General features: G+C 71.5%; 21 protein-coding genes and 1 tRNA gene. 10 read left to right on the top strand and 12 right to left on the bottom strand.

Going from position 1 to position 21,712, the window contains the following annotated elements:
* Positions 1 to 380 precede the first annotated feature (380 nt).
* Positions 381 to 851 (top strand): hypothetical protein, encoded by a 471-nt coding sequence (locus ABZ861_RS25740; RefSeq protein ID WP_361634434.1) that lies wholly within the window; start codon positions 381 to 383, stop codon positions 849 to 851.
* Positions 852 to 1,383: 532 nt separating this feature from the next.
* On the opposite strand, the gene ABZ861_RS25735 is transcribed toward ABZ861_RS25740, so the two are convergent.
* From ABZ861_RS25735 to ABZ861_RS25725, 3 genes are read right to left on the bottom strand one after another with little or no spacing between them, the layout of a single operon-like run.
* Positions 1,384 to 2,238, bottom strand: coding sequence for a helix-turn-helix transcriptional regulator (locus ABZ861_RS25735; RefSeq protein WP_361634431.1), 855 nt, complete (start codon positions 2,236 to 2,238; stop codon positions 1,384 to 1,386).
* Positions 2,239 to 2,245: 7 nt separating this feature from the next.
* Positions 2,246 to 2,770: a DUF6879 family protein gene (locus ABZ861_RS25730; protein WP_361634428.1), complete on the bottom strand. Its 525-nt coding sequence runs from the start codon at positions 2,768 to 2,770 to the stop codon at positions 2,246 to 2,248.
* Complete coding sequence (locus ABZ861_RS25725; protein ID WP_361634425.1) at positions 2,742 to 3,149, bottom strand: hypothetical protein; 408 nt, start codon at positions 3,147 to 3,149, stop codon at positions 2,742 to 2,744. Before ABZ861_RS25725 ends, ABZ861_RS25730 begins: the two co-directional genes overlap by 29 nt.
* 435 nt (positions 3,150 to 3,584) lie before the next feature.
* Here ABZ861_RS25725 and ABZ861_RS25720 point away from each other — a divergent pair, with 435 nt between their 5' ends.
* Positions 3,585 to 4,022: a hypothetical protein gene (locus tag ABZ861_RS25720; RefSeq protein WP_361634422.1), complete on the top strand. Its 438-nt coding sequence runs from the start codon at positions 3,585 to 3,587 to the stop codon at positions 4,020 to 4,022.
* 76 nt (positions 4,023 to 4,098) lie between these two features.
* Positions 4,099 to 4,527, top strand: coding sequence for a hypothetical protein (locus tag ABZ861_RS25715; RefSeq protein WP_361634419.1), 429 nt, complete (start codon positions 4,099 to 4,101; stop codon positions 4,525 to 4,527).
* Between the two features lie 348 nt (positions 4,528 to 4,875).
* On the opposite strand, the gene ABZ861_RS25710 is transcribed toward ABZ861_RS25715, so the two are convergent.
* On the bottom strand, positions 4,876 to 6,267 hold the full coding sequence (locus ABZ861_RS25710) for a cystathionine beta-synthase (protein WP_361634417.1): 1,392 nt from the start codon (positions 6,265 to 6,267) through the stop codon (positions 4,876 to 4,878).
* Between the two features lie 160 nt (positions 6,268 to 6,427).
* On the opposite strand from ABZ861_RS25710, the gene ABZ861_RS25705 reads away from it, so the two are divergent.
* From ABZ861_RS25705 to ABZ861_RS25695, 3 genes are all read left to right on the top strand, one after another.
* The gene (locus tag ABZ861_RS25705) at positions 6,428 to 7,459 is read left to right on the top strand and encodes an SGNH/GDSL hydrolase family protein (protein WP_361634414.1); all 1,032 of its coding nucleotides are present in this window, start codon (positions 6,428 to 6,430) and stop codon (positions 7,457 to 7,459) included.
* Positions 7,460 to 7,820: 361 nt separating this feature from the next.
* The gene (locus tag ABZ861_RS25700) at positions 7,821 to 9,041 is read left to right on the top strand and encodes an acetyl-CoA C-acetyltransferase (protein ID WP_361634411.1); all 1,221 of its coding nucleotides are present in this window, start codon (positions 7,821 to 7,823) and stop codon (positions 9,039 to 9,041) included.
* A gap of 308 nt (positions 9,042 to 9,349) precedes the next feature.
* Positions 9,350 to 10,183, top strand: a complete 834-nt coding sequence (locus tag ABZ861_RS25695) for a hypothetical protein (RefSeq protein ID WP_361634409.1) — start codon at positions 9,350 to 9,352, stop codon at positions 10,181 to 10,183.
* Between the two features lie 12 nt (positions 10,184 to 10,195).
* On the opposite strand, the gene ABZ861_RS25690 is transcribed toward ABZ861_RS25695, so the two are convergent.
* Entirely contained in the window at positions 10,196 to 10,507 is a 312-nt protein-coding gene (locus tag ABZ861_RS25690) for a hypothetical protein (RefSeq protein ID WP_361634406.1), read from the bottom strand.
* Positions 10,508 to 10,608: 101 nt separating this feature from the next.
* On the opposite strand from ABZ861_RS25690, the gene ABZ861_RS25685 reads away from it, so the two are divergent.
* Positions 10,609 to 10,836, top strand: a complete 228-nt coding sequence (locus ABZ861_RS25685) for a DUF4287 domain-containing protein (protein ID WP_361634403.1) — start codon at positions 10,609 to 10,611, stop codon at positions 10,834 to 10,836.
* Positions 10,837 to 10,969: 133 nt separating this feature from the next.
* Here ABZ861_RS25685 and ABZ861_RS25680 read toward each other — a convergent pair whose 3' ends face one another.
* Complete coding sequence (locus tag ABZ861_RS25680) at positions 10,970 to 11,911, bottom strand: Bax inhibitor-1/YccA family protein (RefSeq protein WP_361634400.1); 942 nt, start codon at positions 11,909 to 11,911, stop codon at positions 10,970 to 10,972.
* A 361-nt stretch (positions 11,912 to 12,272) separates the two neighbouring features.
* Positions 12,273 to 12,355 (bottom strand) — tRNA-Leu (locus ABZ861_RS25675).
* 428 nt (positions 12,356 to 12,783) lie between these two features.
* Between ABZ861_RS25675 and ABZ861_RS25670 the strand changes: the two genes are divergently transcribed.
* Positions 12,784 to 13,557 carry an ABC transporter ATP-binding protein gene (locus tag ABZ861_RS25670; protein ID WP_361634397.1) on the top strand — a complete coding sequence of 258 codons (774 nt, stop codon included), beginning with the start codon at positions 12,784 to 12,786 and terminating at the stop codon, positions 13,555 to 13,557.
* 58 nt (positions 13,558 to 13,615) lie between these two features.
* Positions 13,616 to 16,144: an FtsX-like permease family protein gene (locus ABZ861_RS25665; RefSeq protein ID WP_361634394.1), complete on the top strand. Its 2,529-nt coding sequence runs from the start codon at positions 13,616 to 13,618 to the stop codon at positions 16,142 to 16,144.
* 68 nt (positions 16,145 to 16,212) lie between these two features.
* On the opposite strand, the gene ABZ861_RS25660 is transcribed toward ABZ861_RS25665, so the two are convergent.
* From ABZ861_RS25660 to ABZ861_RS25640, 5 genes are all read right to left on the bottom strand, one after another.
* Positions 16,213 to 17,523 carry a cyclopropane-fatty-acyl-phospholipid synthase family protein gene (locus ABZ861_RS25660; protein ID WP_361634391.1) on the bottom strand — a complete coding sequence of 437 codons (1,311 nt, stop codon included), beginning with the start codon at positions 17,521 to 17,523 and terminating at the stop codon, positions 16,213 to 16,215.
* A 294-nt stretch (positions 17,524 to 17,817) separates the two neighbouring features.
* Positions 17,818 to 19,200, bottom strand: a complete 1,383-nt coding sequence (locus tag ABZ861_RS25655; RefSeq protein WP_361634388.1) for an NAD(P)/FAD-dependent oxidoreductase — start codon at positions 19,198 to 19,200, stop codon at positions 17,818 to 17,820.
* Positions 19,201 to 19,689: 489 nt separating this feature from the next.
* Positions 19,690 to 20,055: a hypothetical protein gene (locus tag ABZ861_RS25650; RefSeq protein ID WP_361634385.1), complete on the bottom strand. Its 366-nt coding sequence runs from the start codon at positions 20,053 to 20,055 to the stop codon at positions 19,690 to 19,692.
* 14 nt (positions 20,056 to 20,069) lie between these two features.
* Complete coding sequence (locus ABZ861_RS25645; RefSeq protein ID WP_361634383.1) at positions 20,070 to 20,267, bottom strand: hypothetical protein; 198 nt, start codon at positions 20,265 to 20,267, stop codon at positions 20,070 to 20,072.
* Positions 20,268 to 20,552 carry a hypothetical protein gene (locus tag ABZ861_RS25640; RefSeq protein WP_361634380.1) on the bottom strand — a complete coding sequence of 95 codons (285 nt, stop codon included), beginning with the start codon at positions 20,550 to 20,552 and terminating at the stop codon, positions 20,268 to 20,270.
* A gap of 588 nt (positions 20,553 to 21,140) precedes the next feature.
* Here ABZ861_RS25640 and ABZ861_RS25635 point away from each other — a divergent pair.
* The gene (locus ABZ861_RS25635) at positions 21,141 to 21,701 is read left to right on the top strand and encodes a hypothetical protein (RefSeq protein ID WP_361634378.1); all 561 of its coding nucleotides are present in this window, start codon (positions 21,141 to 21,143) and stop codon (positions 21,699 to 21,701) included.
* Positions 21,702 to 21,712: the final 11 nt, after the last annotated feature.

The following is a 21,712-nucleotide window of genomic DNA, read 5'->3' as shown; positions in this document are numbered from 1 at the left end:
ACTGCTTCGACACTTATCAAACTAATAGTGCGCAGGTCAGACGGCTTGTCAACTCTCACTTACAAAGACCGCTCTCAGCGCGAGCACGGCGGGCGACCGTCGCCGTGCTACCTGTGAACGGACGCGGTTCCCGCCACCCCTGGGAACCGACCGGCCCCGCGCCGGGCGCCGGAGCACGGCGGCCGGAACCGGTGACGTCACGGCCCCGACCGCGGGGCCCGCCCGGCCCCCGCCGCCCCACCCCGCGCGACGTCCGCCGCCGAGCCGCCCGCCCCCGCCGCACGACCGGCGCCCCACGGCGCGGTCTGCGGGCCGCCCCCTCCGGAATCAGGGGGCTAACCCCAGTGCGGCGGGCGGCCGGGCTCCCTAGCGTGGCCGTCATGACGGGACAGGACACGAGATGGGCCGCGCCGGACGCGGGACCGGCGCGGGACACCGAACTGGCGAAGGAACTCGACGCCACCCTGCGGGCCCGCAGGGAGCTGGGCGAGGAGTACGAGTCCGCCCTGGTGGACTCGTTCCTGGAGAAGGTCGACCGGCGCATCGACGCCGCCGTGGACCGCCGGGTGCGCCGGCAACTAGCCGAGCAGCACATGACCGCGGCCCGCGACGCCCGTGCGCCGAGGGCCACGGACTCCTGGGGCGAGCGCTTCGGCTTCGGGATCGTCTCGCTGGTCCTGGCCGTCCCGCTGTCCGCGATCGGCGGCGCCCTCGGCCACCTGCCCGGCCTCCTGATCGCCTGGGCGGGCATCGTCGGCGTCAACGCCGTCCAGGCGTCACGGACCCGCCCCGACCTGTTCGCCCGCGGCCGCCGCGCTGCGCACCGGGACGAGGACGCGTGGGAGGACTGAGCCCTGGGGGACGGCCGAGCGAGGCGGTGAGCCCTATGGGCTGAGCACGGTGAGCGCCGCGGGCTGGGTGCGGCGAGCCCCACGGGCCGAGTGCGGTGAGTCCTACGGGCCGGGTGTGGTGAGCGCTACGGGCCAGGTGCGGCGAGCGCTACGGGGGCCGGGTGCGGTGATCGGTTGCGCGGGGACCGCCGCACCCCCAACGCGTGGGGGGCGGGACGACGGCGGTCCCCGCGAGGGACGCGGGCCGGGTCAGAACCGGGCACGCGCGTCCGCTGGCGTCCAGGAAGCCCGGGAGCCGCTCCGGAGTCCTCGGCGCCGTACCGATCGCCGGCCAGGGAGGGGAGCCGCTCCCTCCCTGCCGACGCACACCACTGTGCCGGACGCGTGTTAAGCGGGTGCTGCGCGTACGTGACGCGCTCGTACCGCTTTCCCGACGCCCGGGATCGGCCGCCCCCGGCGGTACGGGAACCTCGGGGTCGGCCGACCCGGCGGCACGGACGCCACGGGCTGGGCCGCCCCGAGAGGGAGAGCCTTATTGACCGGGCATGTGGTCGTAGTGCTGGATCGCGCCGAGGATGAGGTCGCGGGCAGCGGCGCCGTAGACCGCTGAGCGCTTCAGGAGGGCGAATGCCTTGGCGTACAGCTCGATCTCTCGGGGCTGGGTCACCGAGAACTCTGCCGAGTAGGTCTCAACCAAGACGAGCTTGTCGTCGAACATCGAGAAGGAGTTACCAGGCCAAATGCGCGAGGGCGCGGACCGAGGGAGGATGCCCAGGCTCAGCCGCGGAAGCCTGATGACGGCCAGGAGGCGGTCAAGCTGTCCCCTCATCACCTCCGGGCCGCCGAAGTTGGTGTAGAGGGCCTGCTCGGCAAGCAGCACGTTGAAGATGCGGTCGCCCTGGTAGAGGTACTGCTGTCGCGCAAGTCGCTTGGCGGTCGCCGCTTCGGTGTCGTCGGGGATCTCATAGAAGTCTCGTACTTGCCGGAACGTCTCTTCTGCGTACTCAGAGGTCTGCAACGTTCCCCAGATCACGGTGGGGTGCCAGATGCGAAAGACCTTGGTCTTCGAATAGACCGGCAGCGCTGCTCGCTGCCTCTTCTCGGCGCCGGATTCCAACTGCCGGCGCCACTCAAGCCACAGTTCGTCAATGTGCCGAATCGTGGCGATCAGGTCCTCAACGTGTTCGTCCCGGCAAGTCTTGCTGCACCAGAGACGGATGTCCCCTTCGCTGGCGTTCTGCTTCCCGTTCTCGATGCGGGAGACCTTGGACTCCTGCCACCCAGTGGCCAGCGCGAATGCCCGGCCGCTCGTGAACCCCGCGTCTTTCCGGAATCCTCGGAGCCGGGCGCCCAGCGCCTCTCGTGCCTCTTGCGCGCGGTTGCTCACTGATGGGTCAGGGCTTGTACTCGGTGTGCGGGACGGCGACGCTCCAGAGCACGTCGCGTAGGCGGACGCACTCGTTCACGGTGGCCGGGTGTTCCACGATCTCTGAGCCGATTACTCGGCCTTCAGGGTCGAAGTGGCCCACGGCAAGAAGGCGGTCGTCGTACAGCCACCAGTCATTGCCCGCCAGAGGGAAGACGACGCCTTCAGGGAGCAGGTGTCGTGGAAGCCAGCGAATGTCTTCGCCGGTCTCGATGTTGAGGTGCGTGAGGGAGTGTTCCCATGTGACGTACTGACTGTGGGGCTCCGTGACCACGCGCACGCGACGCACCGTCTTGCCTTCGCCCGTGACGCGCCTTATGAGGGTCGTCCAGTCGTTGAGCCAGGAGTGGTCGTCCGGCTCGCCCCTCTTCCACCGGGCGTATGGCGTGTCTTCCACGGGAGAGCCGTAGTCGTCTCGCAGCTCCAGGTGGAAGGCGTCCCGCTCGAACTGGTGGAACAGCTCGTCACGCTGCGCGGGAGTGATCAGGTCCACTGTCTTCCTCCAGTAGGGCCGCGATCGAGGACTTGGGGACCTCGATGCAGGTCTCGTAGTCGGGCATGCGCATCTGGCCGAGAGCGTCCGGGTCATGCATTTCCGGGCCTTGGAGAACGCATGTCCCCTGCTCTGTGACAAGCATGATCGGCGCGGTGAACTTCTTGATTTCTCCGGAGGGGCGGCCGTCCTTCGTCAGGTGCTCGAACAGCTCGGTCGGCACCTCGATGACGGTCTGTCCTTCCGGCACGTCGAGCTGCATGAGCAGATCGTTCGCGTACACCTTCCAGCCTTGGATGACGTAGCTGTCCTGGTCGCTGGCGTACAGGGTGGGGCTGTCTCCGGGGGTGGAGTTCTTCCCGAGGAACCGTAGCTGCATGGCTGGTCTCCCGTTCGCCGTCTTGCGCAGGATTGCGCGACGAGAAGATGGTCGCTGGGCCGTTCGAGCCCGTCAATCCGCTTGCCGCAAACTGGCGCAATCTTCTTGGAAGTTGGGGTCCGGTCACTCTACTTTCGTCTTCGGACCCAACCCGCGTAGGCGGTGTCGAGGGGGAGAAGCGTGGTGGCGAGCGTGACTGACAGACGCGAGATGTCGGAGGCCGAAGCCGCGCGTTGCCCACCGACGTGGAGACGATCACCGCGGTCGTAGACGAAGCACACGGGATTCGTGACCGCTGTCCGGAAGTGGCAACAGGGGATTTGCCGAAGGTCGGCGAGCTCCAGGCCCTCCGCCCTCCGCCCTTGGGCATCACAAATCGGGCCGGCGGGTGGGGCGGCAAGTGCATTTCGGTCCAGACCCAAGAAGGGACTACCCATGACTGTGACACCTGAAAGGCCGGTCGTTCTGCGGCAGGGCCGAGACCTCGTCCCGCCCGAGCTGTTCGAGCGCCTGGTGGACTTCTGCGCCGAGGAGTACGGACACGAACGGAGCATGGCCGCGCGGATCATGGACGAGGCCCTGGCCTTCCTGGACGTGATGGGGCAGACGGGCGAGGGCATGGCGCCCTCCCAGGTCGTGGACCCCGGCTGGCACACGTTCATGCTCCACACCGAGGAATACGCCGAGTTCTGCCAGACGCGGTACGGCCGGTTCATTCACCACGCCCCGAAGAGCAGGTACCGGGACAAGGCAGCGATGGCCGACGTCGTGTCCAAGATCCGCGCCCACGGCTTCGAGGCGGACGAGTCCCTGTGGGGTACGAAGGCCGGCTGCAACGAGCCCACGTGCTGTGGCGACGGCCCCTGCTGCTGATGACGGCCCCTGTCAGTGGCCCCCGCTAGAGTCCGGCCCTCACGGATCGGGACTCTAAGTGCAAAAGGGAGTTTTCATGGCACCTGCCGAAGGACCCAAGGGCCGAGGACGGGTAACCGTCTTCTCGATGTTCGGGCCCGTCTTCGGCTACGCGACCACCCTCGTGGACGACCATCAGGTCGCCTATGTGGGTCCGCTGACCCCCGGCATTGAGTGGCGCTTGCTGTGGCGGATGGCGGAGAAGTGCTGCAAACCGCGAGACGCGCAGCACGAACACGCCAAGTGGATCATCACTCAGGCCAACCGCTCCTTCATCACCGGGAGCGATGTCGTCACGAAGCTCTCCGACGCCGACTGGGAGATGGAGCCGAGCGGCCGACGAGTGGAACTCGACGGTTCCTGGTCCAACCAGGATGTATTAGTCACCGGAGACCTCGCGGTGCCGACGCTTGCCACCGCGCAGACCGCGCGGAAGTTCACCTATTGGCCGCACTACGCCGAATGACGCCCTGACCACTCTCATTCTCGCGAAGGTCGAGTGGCCATCGGGGCGGCTTCATGTCTGCACGCGCTACAGGCCCCAGCGGGCGCTTCGCGCCGTAGACGGCGCAGTGCCACAGGCCGATGACCGGGAGGGGAGCCGCTCCCTCCCGGCCGACGTTCACCACTGTGCCGGGACGCGTGTTGAGCGAGTGCTACGCGTACGTGACGCGCTCGTACCGCTTTCCCGACGCCCGGGATCGGCCGCCCCAGGCGGTACGGGGACCTCGGGGTCGGCCGACCCGGCGGCGAGTGCGGTGGCACGGGCGCCGCGGGGCAGGCCGCGCCCGGGGTCACGGGCTGGGCCGCGCCGTCACTGGCTCTTGGGGTTCTTGGCCAGGAAGGACAGCAGGTCCTGTCGGCTGACCACGCCGGTGGGCTTGCCCTCGACCAGCACGATCGCCGCGTCCGCCTTGCCGAGCACCGCCATCAGGTCGGCGACCGGCTCGCCCGAGCCGACCTGCGGCAGCGGCGGGGACATGTGCTTCTCCAGCGGGTCCTCCAGCGAGGCGCGCTGGGTGAACAGCGCGTCCAGCAGCTCCCGCTCGACCACCGAGCCGACGACCTCCGCCGCCATGACGTCCGGGTGGCCGGCGCCCAGCTTCACGATCGGCATCTGCGAGACGCCGTACTCGCGCAGCACCTCGATGGCCTCGCCGACGGTCTCGTCCGGGTGCATGTGGACCAGGGACGGGATGGCGCCGGCCTTGTCCGTCAGCACGTCGGCGACGCGGGCGCTGGGGCCCTCGTCCTCCAGGAAGCCGTAGTCGGCCATCCACTCGTCGTTGAAGATCTTGCTGAGGTAGCCGCGGCCGCTGTCCGGGAGCAGGACCACCACGACGTCGTCCGGGCCGAGCCGCTCCGCGACCCGCAGCGCGGCCACCACGGCCATTCCGCAGGAGCCGCCGACGAGCAGCCCCTCCTCCTTCGCCAGCCGCCGGGTCATCTGGAAGGAGTCCTTGTCGGAGACCGGCACGATCTCGTCGGCGACGTCCCGGTCGTAGGCGGTCGGCCAGAAGTCCTCGCCCACGCCCTCGACCAGGTACGGCCGCCCCGAGCCGCCGGAGTACACCGAGCCCTCCGGGTCGGCGCCGACGACCTGGACCCCGCCGTCGCTGGCGTCCTTGAGATAGCGGCCGGTGCCGGAGATGGTGCCGCCGGTGCCGACGCCCGCCACGAAGTGGGTGATCCTGCCCTCGGTCTGCTCCCACAGCTCAGGGCCGGTGGAGTGGTAGTGCGAGAGGGGGTTGTTCGGGTTGGAGTACTGGTCCGGCTTCCACGCGCCGGGCGTCTCGCGGACCAGCCGGTCGGAGACGTTGTAATAGGAGTCCGGGTGCTCGGGGTCCACGGCCGTCGGGCACACCACCACTTCGGCGCCGTAGGCGCGCAGCACGTTGATCTTGTCGGTGGACACCTTGTCCGGGCAGACGAAGATGCACTTGTAGCCCTTCTGCTGGGCCACGATCGCCAGTCCCACGCCGGTGTTGCCGCTGGTCGGCTCGACGATCGTGCCGCCCGGCTCAAGCTCCCCGCTCTGCTCGGCCGCCTCGATCATGCGCAGGGCGATGCGGTCCTTCACGGAGCCGCCGGGGTTGAAGTACTCGACCTTGGCCAGCACGGTCGCCTGGATGCCCTTGGTGACGCTGTTGAGCCGTACCAGCGGGGTGTCGCCGACGAGGCTGATCATCGAGTCGTGGAATCGCACCGTTGTCTCCGGTCGCTGCAAAAGAGTGGTCCTTGTGGTGCTGCCAGCCTACGGCTCGCGCCGTTCGGGGGGCTGGCGTTCACTCCCCGTCGAGATTGAGCGACTGCCGGTGCGGGGCAAGGAAGTGGGTGTGAGGCTACGCGGGAGGTGGCGGCGAGGCATGACGAGCATGTCGAGGGCGCGGGTGGCCCGGCGGATCGCGGCCGGCGCCGCGTACGGCGGGGGCGGGATCGGGCTGGCGGGCGTCGCCGCCGTGGGGCTGCTGCTGGCCGAGCTGCGGCTCGCCAGGCGCCATGTGGGCAACGGGACCAGCCACCGGGCGCCGTCGGCGGACGGACTGTACGGCCGCGGCTACGGCGCCCCCGGCGAGCCGCCGCTGCGGCTGGCCATGCTCGGCGACTCCACGGCCGCCGGGCAGGGCGTCCACCGGGCCGGGCAGACGCCGGGCGCGCTGCTGGCGTCGGGCCTGGCGGCGGTGGCCGAGCGCCCGGTGCTGCTGCGCAACGCCGCCGCGACCGGCGCCCGCTCCGACGACCTCGACCGCCAGGTGGCCCTGGTGCTCGCCGACCCGGTCGGGGCGCCGGACGTCTGCGTGATCATGATCGGCGCGAACGACGTCACCCACCGGATGCCGCCCACCCTCTCGGTGCGCCATCTGACGGCGGCGGTGCGGCGGCTGCGCACGGCCGGCGCCGAGGTGGTGGTCGGCACCTGCCCTGACCTGGGCACCATCGAGCCGGTGCAGCAGCCGCTGCGGTGGCTGGCCCGCCGGACCTCGCGGCAGTTGGCGGCGGCGCAGACGATCGGGACGGTGGAGCAGGGCGGACGCACCGTGTCGCTGGGCGATCTGCTCGGCCCGGAGTTCGAGGCCAACCCGCGGGAGCTGTTCGGACCGGACAACTACCACCCCTCCGCCGAGGGGTACGCCACGGCGGCGATGGCGGTGCTGCCGACGATGTGCGCGGTGCTGGGCCTGTGGCCGGCGGACGAGGAGCGCCCGGACGCGTCCCGCCGGGAGGGGTTCCTGCCGGTGGCCCGCGCGGCGGCGGAGGCGGCTTCGGAGGCGGGCACCGAGGTGGCCGCCGCCCTGCCCACCGGGCCTCGCGGCCCGTGGGCCCTCCTCAAGCGCCGGCGCCGCCGCCGCGTCCCGGAGCCCCAGCCGGCGGCCCCGCCCAGCCCGTCCGGCGTCTGAGCACGACGTGGCCGCCGGCGCCGGACCGACGGCCCCGACGCGTCAGCACCCGGGGGCAGGCTCGACGCGTCGGCAGCCGGTGCGGCCCCGGGACGTGCGCGGCCCCGCGCGTGCGCCCGGGTCCGGGCGGGCACCCGGGGTTCGGCCAGGCACCCGGGCACGCACCGCCGTACGCCCCGTACACCGCGCACCCCCACGCACCCGCACCCGCACCCGCACCCGCACCCGCACCCGCACCCAGCAAAGCAAGCGCTTAGAAAACTGCGGTCAGGGTCACACCGCGATCCCCGTGACCCAGGCCATACGGACGGGTAACTTCCAGACCAGCCGCTGACCACTCCGCACCGTCCCTGGAGCCGTGATGCCCGAAGCCGTGATCGTCTCGACCGCCCGCTCTCCCATCGGCCGCGCGCGCAAGGGCTCCCTCAAGGACCTGCGCCCGGACGACCTCACCGCCACGATCGTGCAGGCGGCGCTCGCGAAGATCCCCGAGCTGGACCCCCGGGACATCGACGACCTGATGCTGGGCTGCGGCCTGCCCGGCGGCGAGCAGGGCAACAACCTCGGCCGGATCGTCGCCGTGCGGATGGGCATGGACCACCTGCCGGGCTGCACGATCACCCGGTACTGCTCCTCTTCCCTACAGACCTCCCGGATGGCCCTGCACGCCATCAAGGCGGGCGAGGGCGACGTGTTCGTCTCGGCCGGCGTCGAGATGGTCTCCCGCTTCGACAAGGGCAGCTCCGACAGCCTGCCGGACACCCGCAACCCCTTCTTCGCCGAGGCCGAGGCGCGCACCGCGGCCACCGCGCAGCAGGAGGGCACGACCTGGCACGACCCGCGCGAGGACGGCCTCGTCCCCGACGCCTACATCGCCATGGGCCAGACCGCCGAGAACCTGGCCCGCGTCAAGGGCGTCACCCGGCAGGACATGGACGAGTTCGGCGTCCGCTCGCAGAACCTCGCCGAGCAGGCGATCAAGAACGGCTTCTGGGAGCGCGAGATCACCCCGGTGACCCTCCCGGACGGCACGGTGGTCAGCACGGACGACGGCCCGCGCGCCGGCGTCACGCTGGACGCCGTGTCCGGCCTCAAGCCCGTCTTCCGCCCGGACGGCATGGTCACCGCGGCCAACTGCTGCCCGCTCAACGACGGCGCCGCCGCGCTGGTCGTCATGTCCGACACCAAGGCCCGGGAGCTGGGCCTGACCCCGCTCGCCCGGATCGTGTCCACCGGCGTGTCCGGGCTGTCCCCGGAGATCATGGGCCTCGGCCCGGTCGAGGCCAGCAAGCAGGCGCTGCGCCGCGCCGGTCTCGGCATCGAGGACATCGACCTCGTCGAGATCAACGAGGCGTTCGCCGCCCAGGTGATCCCGTCCTACCGGGACCTCGGCGTCGACCTGGACAAGCTGAACGTGAACGGCGGCGCCATCGCCGTGGGCCACCCCTTCGGCATGACCGGCGCCCGCATCACCGGCACCCTGATCAACTCGCTCCAGTTCCACGACAAGCAGTTCGGCCTGGAGACCATGTGCGTCGGCGGCGGCCAGGGCATGGCCATGGTCGTCGAGCGCCTGAGCTGATCCGCCCGCGCGGCCGCCCCTCCCGGCGCCGCGAGCGCTCGCCATAACACCCAGCGTGAACGTACGGCCCGGAATCCAGGAAACGGGTGGATTCCGGGCCGTTTTGTGATCCAATCTCCCCCAGAGTGTGACCCATCTCCCTCCGAGGGGGGATCTTCGCAGGTCAGCAGCGTTCCTGCGGGTGACTCACGCGCCGCTTGAGCCGCATTCCTGTCCGTTTCGTGACGTTACGCACTGACAGCAGGATCGTTCGCCCTTCAAGCTGATGTAGGAAGTCGGGGGTCGACCTTGAACCCAGGAGTACGTCAGTGAGCGCCATGCCGATCGCCCTGCTGCTCACCTGCGCCGCCACCGGCGCCGTGGGCGTCGCCGTCCTGCGCACCCTCTTCGTGCTGCGCCGTCAGGTCACGGCCCTGCAGAGCCAGCTCGCCGAGAATCACGCCGTCACCGCGCGCGCCCTGCTGCCCGCCGCCCGCTCGCACGCGGACGCCGAGCAGATACGCGCCGCCGTGGTGCAGGCGCTCACGGAGGAGCGGGAGCGGGAGCTGGCCGAGGCGCGCGCCTTCTGGGCCGCTCAGGAGACGCGGGACGCGTCCGACGCGCCCTCGCTGCTCGGGCTGCCCGACAGCGAGCTGTTCCTCCCCCGTCAGAGTGACTTCGCGGCCTTCGACCACCTGGAGCCCGCGGCCGAGGCCGGCGCGGCCGACGCCGAGGAGCTGTCCGGCCGGTCCGGCCGGGAGTCCGTGCAGGGCGGCCCGTCCGGCGAGTCGGCCGAACTCGCCGCGGCCCGGCGCCGCCACCCCTCGCACCCGGACTTCACCCCGCACCCCTCCCCGGTCGTCGGCGACCACGAGCGCACGGTCGCCGCGCTGGAGGAGCTGGCCGAGTCCCGGGTGGAGCTGGCCGACGTCCGCCCGGGTCCGCTGGGCACCCTCGACGTCTACGTCTTCGCCGACGGCACCACCCTGTGCATGACGCCGGGCCACCGCGAGACCGCCGAACGGCTGTCCGCCGCCCTGCACGCGGGCGAGTCCCCGGTGCTGCTGGGCGGCTCGGGCGTCTCCGGCGCGTACACGCTGACCTTCTCCTGCGGCGAGGAGAGCGTGTACATCCTGGCCGACCGGGTCATCGCCTCGCTGTAGCCGGGCGGGCCGTCACACCCCCGCCCGCTTCAGCGCCTCCTGCACCAGCCGCACCGCCTCCTCGACCTCGGCGTCGCTGCCGAGGACGAGGGCGAGGTCGTGTCCGGCCACGGTGATCTGGTCCGCGGCGGCGAACATCCCGGCGTCGGGCATCTCGCGCGGCTCGGCGGAGGGCGCCTCCAGGAGCTGCGCCCGGCGGGACAGCTCCCTGGCCAGTCCCAGCGCCTCGGCGGCGCCCGCCCGTTGCAGCCGGCTCTGCGGCGCCGCCCGGAGACGGTCGGCGAAGTGATCCACGGCCCGGGTCAGTGATGTCGTGTCAACCACTCCGTGAGACTACGCGTCGCGGCCGGACTGTTGCCAACGCACCGATGCTCAGGCACGGTGACGGAAAGGACTGGCTTCGTCGAACGCGTCCGGAGGCGCCGATGTCCCAAGTCTTCTCCGAAGAGACCCATCGCAACCTGCTCGCCCGCATCCCCCAGTGCACCGGTCGTGAGGTCGCCGACTGGCTGCGCACCGTCGAGGACGGCCCGGCGCTCTGCTTCGAGGAGAAGCTCAGTTGGCTCCGCCACGAGCACAACCTCGCCTACGGCCACGCCAAGGCGATCATCCACGAGTACGACCTGAGAAGGGCCGCGCGCAAGCTGCTCTGACCGCGCGTGCCCTGATGCCCTGACGGGCGGGCGGACGACGCCTCCCGCGGCAGGGGCGGACGGCACGGCGAAGGGCCCCGGCACGGCGCCGGGGCCCTTCGTCACGCGGGAGACCGCTGGTCGCGGAAGGCCGCTAGTCGTTGCTGTTGAGGATCGCGAGGATCCGCAGGAACTCCATGTAGATCCAGACCAGCGTCAGGGTGAGGCCGAAGGCCGCGAGCCACGCCTCCTCGCGCGGGGCGCCGTAGGCGACGCCGTCCTCGACCTGCTTGAAGTCCAGGGCGAGGAAGCAGGCGCCGAGGATGACGCCGACCACGCCGAAGAAAATGCCGAGGCCGCCGCTGCGGAATCCGAGGCCGTCGCCGCCACCGAACACGGCGAACAGCATGTTCACCGCCATCAGCAGCACGAAGCCGAGCGCCGCCGCCATGACGAAGCCGTAGAACCGGTGGTTGACGCGGATCCAGCCCGCCTTGTACGCGAGCAGCACGGCGGCGAAGACCGCCATCGTGCCGATCACGGCCTGCATGGCCGCACCGCTGGCGATGCGGTTGTCGACCACGCTGGAGACGACGCCGAGGAACACGCCCTCGAACGCCGCGTAGGTCAGGATCAGCGCGGGCGACGCCTTGCGCTTGAAGGACTGCACGAAGCCCAGCACCATCGCGATCAGCGCGGCGCCGACCCCGATGCCGTAGGAGCGGCTGAGGTGGGCGTCGTCCACCGGCAGCAGCGCCCAGGCGAGCGCGGCCGTGACGACCAGCACGCCGAGGGTGGACGCCGTGCGCACGACGACGTCGTCCATCGTCATCCGGCCGGCGGCGGCCGGGGCCTGCGGCGGGGCGCCGTACTGCGCGTCCTGCTGGGCGTACGGGTTCTGCGCGTACGGATTCTGCGCGTAGGGGTTCTGCGCGTACGGGCCGCCGCTCGGCTGGGCGTACGGATTGCCCTGCGCGTACGGGTCGCCCTGGGCGCCGACTGCGGGGCCCCCGGCCTGCGGCGCGGCGTTGAAGCCCGCGTAGCCGTTGTCGCGGCTGAACCCCCGTCGCGAGAAGACCGGGTTTCTGCTCCTCATCGCACTCCTCCATGGCCGCGTCGCGGCCTTGGCTCAAGAGTAATGGAAAGGCAAAGGGTCGACCCTCGTACCTGGGAAGGATCTTTCCCTCGTCCTGTTCCGCAACACGCTACGCGGCCACGAGATTCCCGGCGACAGACGGCGACCGCCATGACCAACCTGCGACACGTCCGGTACCGGCCGGAGACCCCTGCCATCCCGGACCGGTCACGGATCGACGCCGAGCGGTCGGAGAGCGGCCGAGCACGTACGAGATCAAACGAGATCGATCGACATCAAACAGGGCGAGACCCGGTGACGCGGAGGAGACACTGCCGCAAAGACGGCCGGAGCGGTGGATAGGCGGCGAACCGAGGGAAAGTGCCCGGAACCGGACTTGAACCGGTACGCCCGCGAGGGGCAGCGAGGTTTAAGCTCGCCGTGTCTGCATTCCACCATCCGGGCAGGCCATGGGCTCCGCGTTTGAAGGTCTGAGCCTATCGGCAGGCCTCCCCCGGCCAGCGGTCAGATGGACTGATGTTGTCTTATTTTATTGACTCCTGAGGGTGTATCAGGCTGGCAAACCACCAGTCGGCGCCTGCCCTCAGCCTCCCGGGCCGCGCGAGCCCGCGCGGACGGAATGACGGAATTTCACCGCCCGGTCAGAGGCACTCCACGGGGGCTCGGCACGGACTCTCACCCTCCCCTTTCCGGGCGGCCGCCGCGGCGCCTCCGCGGGGCCGGTGTCCTCCCCAGGTATGACGCCCGCGCCCGCGGTCCGACCCGAGTCGTCCACCGGAACCGGAGCAGCGGGTGACGCCGCGGGCCGGTTCGGCGGCGACGATGGGGTACGTGCCCAGCAACCGTCCTCGCACCGTCAGGAGCTCTTGCCCGTGACCACCACGTCCCCCCTCGCCGGCGCGGCCACCGCCGTGGCCGCGCGCGCCACGGAACTGTCCAAGGTCTACGGACAGGGCGAGACCCAGGTGGTCGCCCTCGACCGGGTCTCGGTCGACTTCGCGCAGGCCGAGTTCACCGCGATCATGGGCCCCTCCGGGTCCGGCAAGTCCACCCTGATGCACTGCGTGGCGGGACTGGACTCCTTCTCCTCCGGTTCGGTCCGCATCGGCGACACCGAACTGGGGGCGCTCAAGGACAAGCAGCTCACCACGTTGCGCCGGGACAAGATCGGGTTCATCTTCCAGGCGTTCAACCTGCTTCCGACGCTGACCGCGCTGGAGAACATCACGCTTCCCATGGACATCGCCGGCCGCAAGCCGGACCGGCAGTGGCTGGACTCGGTGATCGCCATGGTGGGGCTGTCCGGGCGGCTGAGCCACCGGCCCGCGCAGTTGTCCGGCGGCCAGCAGCAGCGCGTCGCCGTCGCGCGGGCGCTGGCCTCCAAGCCGGAGATCATCTTCGGCGACGAGCCCACCGGCAACCTCGACTCGCGCTCGGGCGCCGAGGTGCTCGGCTTCCTGCGCAACTCGGTGCGGGAGATGGGCCAGACCGTCGTCATGGTGACCCACGACCCGGTGGCGGCCGCCTACGCGGACCGGGTGGTCTTCCTCGCGGACGGCCGGATCGTGGACGAGGTGCACGGGCCGACGGCCGACGCCGTACTGGACCGGATGAAGCAGTTCGACGCCAAGGGCCGCACGAGCTGAGCCCCCGGACCCTCCCCCCAGCCCGCCCTCCCGTACTCCTGGACTGAGACAGACACCCATGTTCCGCACCGCCTTGCGCACCGTCCTCGCGCACAAGGCCCGGCTCCTGATGACCGTGCTCGCCGTCATGCTCGGCGTCGCCTTCGTCTCGGGGACCCTGGTCTTCACCGACACCGTCTCCGACGCCTACCAGCACAGCTCCGCCCGGGGCTTCGACCACGTCGACGTGGCCGTACGGCCCCGGCACCAGGACGCCGGGGGCGAACGGCCGGGCCGCGCCGCCGAGCTGACCCAGGCCGACCTGGAGCGCAGCGCCCGCGTGCCGGGCGCCGCCTCGGCCGTCGGCGTGGTGCGCGGCTTCACCGCGATAGCCGACCGGCACGGCAAGCTGATCGGCGGCGGCTTCCGCTCCGAGGGCGGCGACTACTGGGGCGCGAAAGACCCCCGGTACCCGCTGACCTCCGGCGCCGCCCCGCACGGCGAGGGCCAGGTCCTCATCGACTCCGAGACCGCCCGGCGGGCCGGGTACGAGGTCGGCGACACGGTGCGCGTCTCCGTCGACGGGCCCGTCCTGACCCCGACCGTCAGCGGCGTCTTCACCACCGACGACGGCAACGTCGCCGCGGGCGGCAGCCTCGCCCTGTTCGACACCGCCACCGCCCAGAAGCTGTTCGGCAAGCCGGGCCGTTACGACGAGATCGACGTGCGGGCGGCGCCGGGCACCGGCCAGGAGGCGCTGAAGGCGCGGCTCGACGCGGCGCTGCCCGCGGGTGAGACCGAGACGACCACCGGACGGCGGCTCGCGGACGACCAGGCGAAGGACATCGCCTCCTCGATGAGCGGACTGCGCCGGGGGCTGCTGGTCTTCGCCGGGATCGCGCTGTTCGTCGGCACGTTCATCATCGCCAACACCTTCACCATGCTCGTCGCCCAGCGCACCAGGGAACTCGCGCTGCTGCGCGCGGTCGGCGCCTCCCGGCGGCAGGTCACCCGGTCGGTGCTGATCGAGGCGTTCGCGGTGGGCGCGGCAGCCGCCGTGACCGGGCTGCTGGCCGGCATCGGCATCGGCGCCGGGCTGCGGTCCCTGATCGGGTCGCTGGGCGCCTCGGTGCCGGACGGCCCGCTGGTCGTCGCCCCGCGCACGGTGGTCGCGGCGCTCGCGGTCGGCGTGCTGGTGACCGTGCTGGCGGCCTGGCTGCCCGGCCGGCGGGCGGCGAAGATCCCGCCGGTGGCGGCGATGAGCAGCGTGCACGCGCAGGCCACCGCCAAGTCGCTGGTGCTGCGCAACACCCTCGGCGCCCTGTTCGCCGCGGCCGGCGTCGCGACGGTGCTGGGGGCGACCACGATGGACGCCGACGCCGCCCAGGCGCCCATGGGTCTCGGCGCGGTGCTGCTGATCATCGGCGTCTTCATCCTGACCCCGCTGCTCTCCCGCCCGCTGATCGCCGCGGCGGCGCCGGCGCTGCGCGTCTTCGGCGTCTCGGGCCGGCTGGCCCGGCGCAACGCGGTGCGCAACCCGCGCCGTACGGCGGCCACCGCGTCCGCGCTGATGATCGGACTGACCCTGATCACCGGCATGACGGTGACGGCGGGCAGCCTCCAGCACGCGATCGACGAGATGGCGTCCTCCGCGATTCGCGCCGACTACGTGGTGTCGATGGCGAACGGCAACGGCCTGTCCCCGGGCGTCGAGGAGAAGCTGCGCCACGCCGACGGCGTCACCGCCGTCAGTCCGCTGCGCGACGCCCCGGCCCGCGTGGAGGGCCGGATCGACGACCTGACGGGCGTCGACGCCGCCGCGATCGGCTGGCTGACCGACCTGAAGGTCGCCGACGGCGCCTTCGCCGTGCGCGGCGACCGGATCGTCGTCGACGACAAGACCGCCGCCTCCCGGCACTGGAAGGCCGGCTCCGCCTTCACCGTCGCCTACCAGGACGGCCGCAGGCAGCGGCTTACGGTCGCCGGGGTCTACGAGGGCAACGCCCTGATCCACGGGATCATGGTGGACGACGCCGTCCTCGCCCCGCACCAGAGCGACCCGAGGGACGCGCAGATCCTGGTGAAGACCGACGGCGGCGCGTCCGGCACGGCCAAGGACCGGCTGGCGAAGGCGCTCGGCGCCAACCCGGCGATCAGGATCCAGGACAAGAAGGACATCTCCAACGGCATCGCGCGGGTGTTCACGCTGCTGCTGAACATGCTCTACGGCCTGCTCGCCATGGCGGTGATCGTGGCGGTCCTCGGGGTCGTCAACACGCTGGCGATGTCGGTCTTCGAGCGCGCGCAGGAGATCGGCATGCTCCGCGCGATCGGGCTGGACCGCCGCAGCGTCAAGCGGATGGTCCGGCTGGAGTCGCTGGTGATCTCGCTGTTCGGCGGCGTCCTCGGCATCGGCCTGGGCGTGTTCTTCGGCTGGGCGGCGGGGCGACTGCTCGGCGCCGAGCTGGCGACGTATGAGCTGGTGCTGCCCTGGGCGCGGATGGGCGTCTTCCTGCTGCTGGCGGCGGCGGTGGGCGTGCTGGCCGCCCTGTGGCCGGCCCGGCGCGCCGCCCGCCTGAACATGCTCCAGGCCATCACCTCGGAGTAGCGGCGGCCGACCGCACCCCTCGGGCCCCGTCTCCCTCGCGGAACGGGGCCCGAGGCGCGGGTGCGGGTCTACTGCTGGGCGGGCGCTCCCCAGGTGCGGGCCCGCAGCGGCATGCCGGACTCACCGGAGTCGGGGGTCTTCACCGCCAGGACCTGGTTGACGCCGATCCGGTTGTGCTCGAAGGCGAGCGCGGAGGCCGCCATGTAGAGCCGCCACACCCGGGCGCGGCCGGGGCTGGTGAGCCGCACCGCGCGGTCCCACTCGGCCTCCAGGTTGGCGACCCAGCGGCGCAGGGTGAGCGCGTAGTGCTCGCGCAGGGACTCCACGTCGCGCACCTCCAGACCGGCCCGCTCCAGCGCGGAGACGGTGACGCCGATGGGCTGTAGCTCGCCGTCCGGGAAGACGTAGGCGTCGATGAACGCGTCGATCTGATAAGCCGACTCCTCGCCCTGCGGGCGGCGGCCGATCTGGTGGTTGAGCAGCCGCCCGCCGGGGGCCAGCAGGGCGTACAACACGCGCGCGTACTCCAGATAGCGCTCGGCGCCGACGTGCTCGGCCATGCCGATCGAGGAGATCGCGTCGAAGGGTCCGTCGTCCACGTCGCGGTAGTCCTGGACGCGGATCTCCACCCGGTCGGTCAGCCCCTCCTCGGCCACCCTCTTGCGGGCGTACGCCGCCTGCTCCTGGGACAGGGTGACGCCGACGACGCTCACGCCGTGCTCGCGGGCGGCGTGGATCGCCAGGGAGCCCCAGCCGCAGCCGACGTCCAGCAGCCGCTGACCGGGCTTCAGGCCGAGCTTGCGGCAGACGAGTTCGAGCTTGTCGCGCTGGGCCTGCTCCAGGGCGGCGGCGGGCTCGGGGGCCGCCCAGTAGGCGCAGGAGTACACCATGGACGGGCCGAGGACGAGTCCGTAGAAGTCGTTGCCGACGTCGTAGTGGTGGCTGATGGCGCGCCGGTCGGTGCGCCGGGTGTGCAGGTGGCCGGGGCGGCGGACCTCCTCGGCGGGCGGGGCGGGCGGCAGCGGCGGTCCGGCCAGCCGCACCAGGCCGCGCACGGCGGCCCGCACCTCCGGGTCGAGCAGCGCGCGGCCGAGCCCCCGGGCGTCCTCCCCGCGATCCCAGATCAGACCGGAGAGCGCGTCCAGGGCGGCGTACAGGTCGCCCTCGACCTCCAGGTCGCCGGAGACCCAGGCTCGGGCCAGCCCCAACTCGCCCGGTTTGAGCAGCAGTCGGCGCAGGGCGCGCCGGTTGCGCACGACCAGCGTCGGCGCGCCGGGCGGGCCGGCCTCGGAGCGGTCCCAGGCGCGGATCCGCACCGGGAGCGGGGCCCCCGTGAGCTGTTCGAGCAGTCTCGTGAGCCGCAGCGCGGCGTCGGGCATGGCGCACACCTCCGTGACGACGAATGCCGGAATATCCTCCCTTACGTAACACCGCGCGCGCCGCGGCGCAGTCCCGCCACGGGGTCACGGCCGGGCAAAGAGAGGGGACGGCCACGCGGGCCGCCGCCCGTGCCGGCCATGCACGGCGCGCGGAGGTCCGCGGCCCGGAGGCGCCCGACGCCCGGCGCCCCCGTCCGGGGCTCTGCCCGCCGTCGGGCGCCGGACGCGCCGAAGGGGCCGCCCGCACCACGGATGGCGGGCGGCCCCTTCGGGCGTACGGCAGGTGACCGGGCGTCAGGACGCCGTGGCCGTCTTCTCGGTCTTCGGCGCGGCGGCGACCGGCGCTGGCTTGGCGGCCTCGTAGAACTCCTCGCGGGGGTTCTCCATGGCGCCCAGCGAGACGACCTCGCGCTTGAGGAACATGCCGAGGGTCCAGTCGGCGAAGATGCGGATCTTGCGGTTCCAGGTCGGCATGGCGAGACCGTGGTAGCCGCGGTGCATGTACCAGGCGAGACGGCCCTTGAGCTTGATCTTCATCTTGCCCATGACGATCATCGCGACGCCCTTGTGCAGGCCGAGGCCCGCGACCGCGCCCTTGTTGGCGTGGCTGTAGTCCTTCTGCGGGAAGCCCCGCATGCCGGAGACCACGTTGTCGCCGAGCACCCGGGCCTGGCGCAGCGCGTGCTGGGCGTTCGGCGGGCACCAGGCGTTCTCGTTGCCCGCCTTGCGGCCGACGAGGTCGGGCACCTGGGCGTTGTCGCCGGCGGCCCAGATGTAGTCGGTGCCCTTGACCTGGAGGCTGGGCTCGCAGTCGACGTGGCCGCGCGGGCCGAGGGGGAGGCCGAAGCGGGAGAGGACCGGGTTGGGCTTGACGCCCGCGGTCCACACGATGGTGCTGGCGTCGACCTCGAGGCCGTTCTTCAGGACCACGTGGCCGTCGACGCAGGAGTCCATGGAGGTGGAGAGGTAGACCTCCACGCCGCGGCTCTCCAGGTGCTCCTTGCCGTACTGGCCGAGCTTGGGGCCGACCTCGGGGAGGATCTTGTCGGCGGCGTCGACGAGGACGAAGCGCATGTCCTCGCGGGAGACGTTGGTGTAGTACTTGGCCGCGTCCCGGGCCATGTCCTCGACCTCGCCGATGGTCTCCGCGCCGGCGAAGCCGCCGCCGATGAAGACGAAGGTGAGCGCCTTGCGGCGGATCTCCTCGTCGGTCGTGGAGTCGGCCTTGTCGAGCTGCTCCAGGACGTGGTTGCGCAGGCCGATGGACTCCTCGATGCCCTTCATGCCGATGCCCTGCTCGGCGAGGCCGGGGATCGGGAAGGTGCGGGAGACCGCGCCCATCGCGACGACCAGGTAGTCGAAGGGCAGCTCGTACGCCTCGCCCACGAGGGGGGCGATCGAGGCGACCTTGCGGTCCTGGTCGATGGTCGTGACCCGGCCGGTGAGGACCTCCGCCTTCGGCAGCACGCGCCGCAGCGGGACGACGACGTGGCGAGGGGAGATGCTGCCGGCGGCGGCTTCGGGGAGGAAGGGCTGGTAGGTCATGTACGACCGCGGGTCGACGACCGTGACGGTCGCCTCGCCGTAGCGCATCTTCTTGAGGATGCGCCGGGCTGCGTACAGGCCTACGTACCCACCGCCTACTACGAGGATCCTGGGACGCTCCGTGGTGCTCATGGCATCGAGTATCCACCCGTTCCGAGGGGGTACCTCGTGCGCCCCTTCACAAGCTTGGGGACCCCCTGTGTTAAACTCCGCCGCTCGCGTGACGGAAGTCATGCTCGGGGAGGGGAACCGGCGCCCGCTAAGCCCTATGTCAAGGCCGCGTGAGCTGCCCTTCCGAGTCTGCGGCGCCCCGCCGGACGATCTTCGCCGCCGCCTCGCGGCGCCCCCGCGCAGACTCCCCCGGAGGCCGCCGCGACCCCGCCGAGCGCCGGAACAGGCCGCCGGGGACCCTCCGGACCGCCTCCCTGACGGCAATACTTGTGAAGAACTTCACGAAGCTTTCCGACGGAACGTCATCCGCCCGCGGCGATCACCCCGCCCACCCTCGCTCAGACGACTCCGCCCCTGCTCACACTTATGTTACCGACTGGTAGCACACAAGTGATTCCGGGGGCGGGACGTACGCCCGAACGGGGGGGGCGCGCCCAGCAGCCCGCCCCCTCAACCGAGGGCGCCCTCGATCGCCTCGAAGACGTCGGCGTCGGTCTCCCGCTGCCACTCGGGAAGGTCCGGCCAGTCGGCGACGTAACCCGGCTTGGGCTCCTCGAAGTGCCTGAACATCTGCGCGATCCACGCGGTCGCGACGAAGCGGCCCTTTTGCTCACGGCTCAGCCGCGAGGCGTGACCGTCGCTCACGTCGAGGAACTGGCGGACCTGCTCGTACACGGCGCCTGCGGCCTGCCGCTCCCACTCGGGCGTCTCCTCCCAGCCACTCACGTAGCCCGGCTTGGGCTCGCCCGGGAAGTGTTTGCGCACACCGGCGATCCACGCCTCGCGAAACAGCCGGGCACCCTCGGTCTCCGTCACGGCAGCCCCTCTCGTCACGTCGCGCTCAGTGCGGCGATCTCGGCGCCCAGTCCGGCGACCCGGCGGTCCCCGGCGAGCGAGCCCATGTCAGCCGCCAGCCCCTGGAGTCTACGGACGAGATACCCGGACGAGGAGCGCCGGGCGAGACGCAGGGCCTCGGACGCGTGGGTGAGCAACTGGTCGGCGTCGGCGGCGTGGTCGGCCCTCGTCACCTATCCCATCAAGCCGGGGTTCTGCGTCGCCTGGCCGATCGCGTCGAGCTCCCCCTGCTGCACGGTGGCCGTGGCGTGCATGGTCCGCGCCACCGACTCGTACGCCGCCAGGACCGAGTCCCGCAGCGCTCGCTCGCGCTGGGCGCCCTCGTCGGCCGTGAGCGCCGCGTGCGCCTCGGCCACTGCGAGGGCGAAGTCCCGGCCCACCGCGTCGGGCGCCGAGCCCAGCGGCCCGGGGGGGGGGGGGCGCCGCGTCGCGGCGTCCGCGTAGGCGCTGCTCGGCAAGGGCGGGGACGACCTCACCGGCGAGATGGACCACCTCGTCCCGCCGCTGTTCGGCGAGCCGCCCCAAGTCGCTCGCGGCCGAACGCGCCCGAGTTGAGCGACGGTGCAGCACCGCAGTGAGAGGGGTCGCGATCAGCAGCCCACCGACGAGTCCGGAGCCGACGCTCTCGATGTCCCTCACCGGGCGGCCGGCCTTTGCCGCTGCAGGGCCAGCCGGTTCAGCTCGGCGGTACGCTGCCGCGTCGAGCCCTGCGCGCCGCCCGCGCTGGCGGGCCGGGCCGCGGTCGCGCCGGGTAAGGGACGCCGCCCGGCTGACGGAGCGGAAGAACTCACTGCCATGACTCTCCGAAGGATGGATGATGCAGCGTCAGGGCGCACGAGATCACGGACGGTGGCCGAACCGGACCTGTCCGCACATCGGATCTTGCTACGCCTCCCGACTACATGTCAACGAACGTTCAATTGTGAGTGAACCTTCGTTGAGGCGGCTCGGCGGGCCGCGTAGTGTGCAGCCACACAACCACCGACAGGAGCGCCCCAGTGGAGCCACCGATCTCCCTCTCCGAGACGCTTCGAAGGCTGAGCGCCGTGATCGAGCGCGAAGGCCTCGACGGCCCGGCGATCTTCGACCCGGCCGAGCTCTCCGGCAAGACCTCGCTGCCCGTGCTCGTGGTCGAACGCCTGCTGCACGGCGAGCGGGTCCCCGACGACTCGGTCGAGGAGCGGGTCTGCGCCAGGATGCGGACGATCTCGGCGGCGCACATGGCCTCTCGCGGCATGGGCAAGATGGCGCTCGTCAACGAAGTCGCCGAGCGGCTGAGCCTGTCGACGGCCTGGGCCCGCAAACTCGTGGACGGAGAGAAGGTCCCCACCGTGACCTTCCTGCACCAGCTCGTCCGGTACTTCGGCGTCGAGGACGAGCGGTACTTCACGGCTACCGCCTCGGACGCCCTCAACCGGGTCCTGCTGCCCGTGCTGGAGCGCTACGAGAACCCGGAGAGCGACCCGGTCCAGGCGCTGATGAAGCGGTACGGCATCGTCGGCGCGGACATGCGGCAGCACGGCATGATCTCCCCCGAGCAGCTGGAGGCCCTGTTCGCCGGCGTCATCAAGTCCGTGATGCCGCCTCGGGGGGACGACCGCCCGTGAGCACCCACGCG

Origin of the sequence: Streptomyces sp. NPDC046985 (assembly GCF_040644415.1) — a bacterium.
Classification (GTDB): domain Bacteria; phylum Actinomycetota; class Actinomycetes; order Streptomycetales; family Streptomycetaceae; genus Streptomyces.
Note: the sequence above shows the minus strand (reverse complement) of the source record. Positions and strands in the feature narration are given on the sequence as shown.

Bases quoted from the DNA above. Each gene is read 5' to 3' on its own strand.
- ABZ861_RS25740 (WP_361634434.1), top strand. From the start codon at position 381: ATGACGGGACAGGACACGAGATGGGCCGCGCCGGACGCGGGACCGGCG.
- ABZ861_RS25725 (WP_361634425.1), bottom strand. From the start codon at position 3,149: ATGCAGCTACGGTTCCTCGGGAAGAACTCCACCCCCGGAGACAGCCCC.
- ABZ861_RS25720 (WP_361634422.1), top strand. From the start codon at position 3,585: ATGACTGTGACACCTGAAAGGCCGGTCGTTCTGCGGCAGGGCCGAGAC.
- ABZ861_RS25715 (WP_361634419.1), top strand. From the start codon at position 4,099: ATGGCACCTGCCGAAGGACCCAAGGGCCGAGGACGGGTAACCGTCTTC.
- ABZ861_RS25705 (WP_361634414.1), top strand. From the start codon at position 6,428: ATGACGAGCATGTCGAGGGCGCGGGTGGCCCGGCGGATCGCGGCCGGC.
- ABZ861_RS25700 (WP_361634411.1), top strand. From the start codon at position 7,821: ATGCCCGAAGCCGTGATCGTCTCGACCGCCCGCTCTCCCATCGGCCGC.
- ABZ861_RS25685 (WP_361634403.1), top strand. From the start codon at position 10,609: ATGTCCCAAGTCTTCTCCGAAGAGACCCATCGCAACCTGCTCGCCCGC.
- ABZ861_RS25680 (WP_361634400.1), bottom strand. From the start codon at position 11,911: ATGAGGAGCAGAAACCCGGTCTTCTCGCGACGGGGGTTCAGCCGCGAC.
- ABZ861_RS25665 (WP_361634394.1), top strand. From the start codon at position 13,616: ATGTTCCGCACCGCCTTGCGCACCGTCCTCGCGCACAAGGCCCGGCTC.
- ABZ861_RS25660 (WP_361634391.1), bottom strand. From the start codon at position 17,523: ATGCCCGACGCCGCGCTGCGGCTCACGAGACTGCTCGAACAGCTCACG.
- ABZ861_RS25655 (WP_361634388.1), bottom strand. From the start codon at position 19,200: ATGAGCACCACGGAGCGTCCCAGGATCCTCGTAGTAGGCGGTGGGTAC.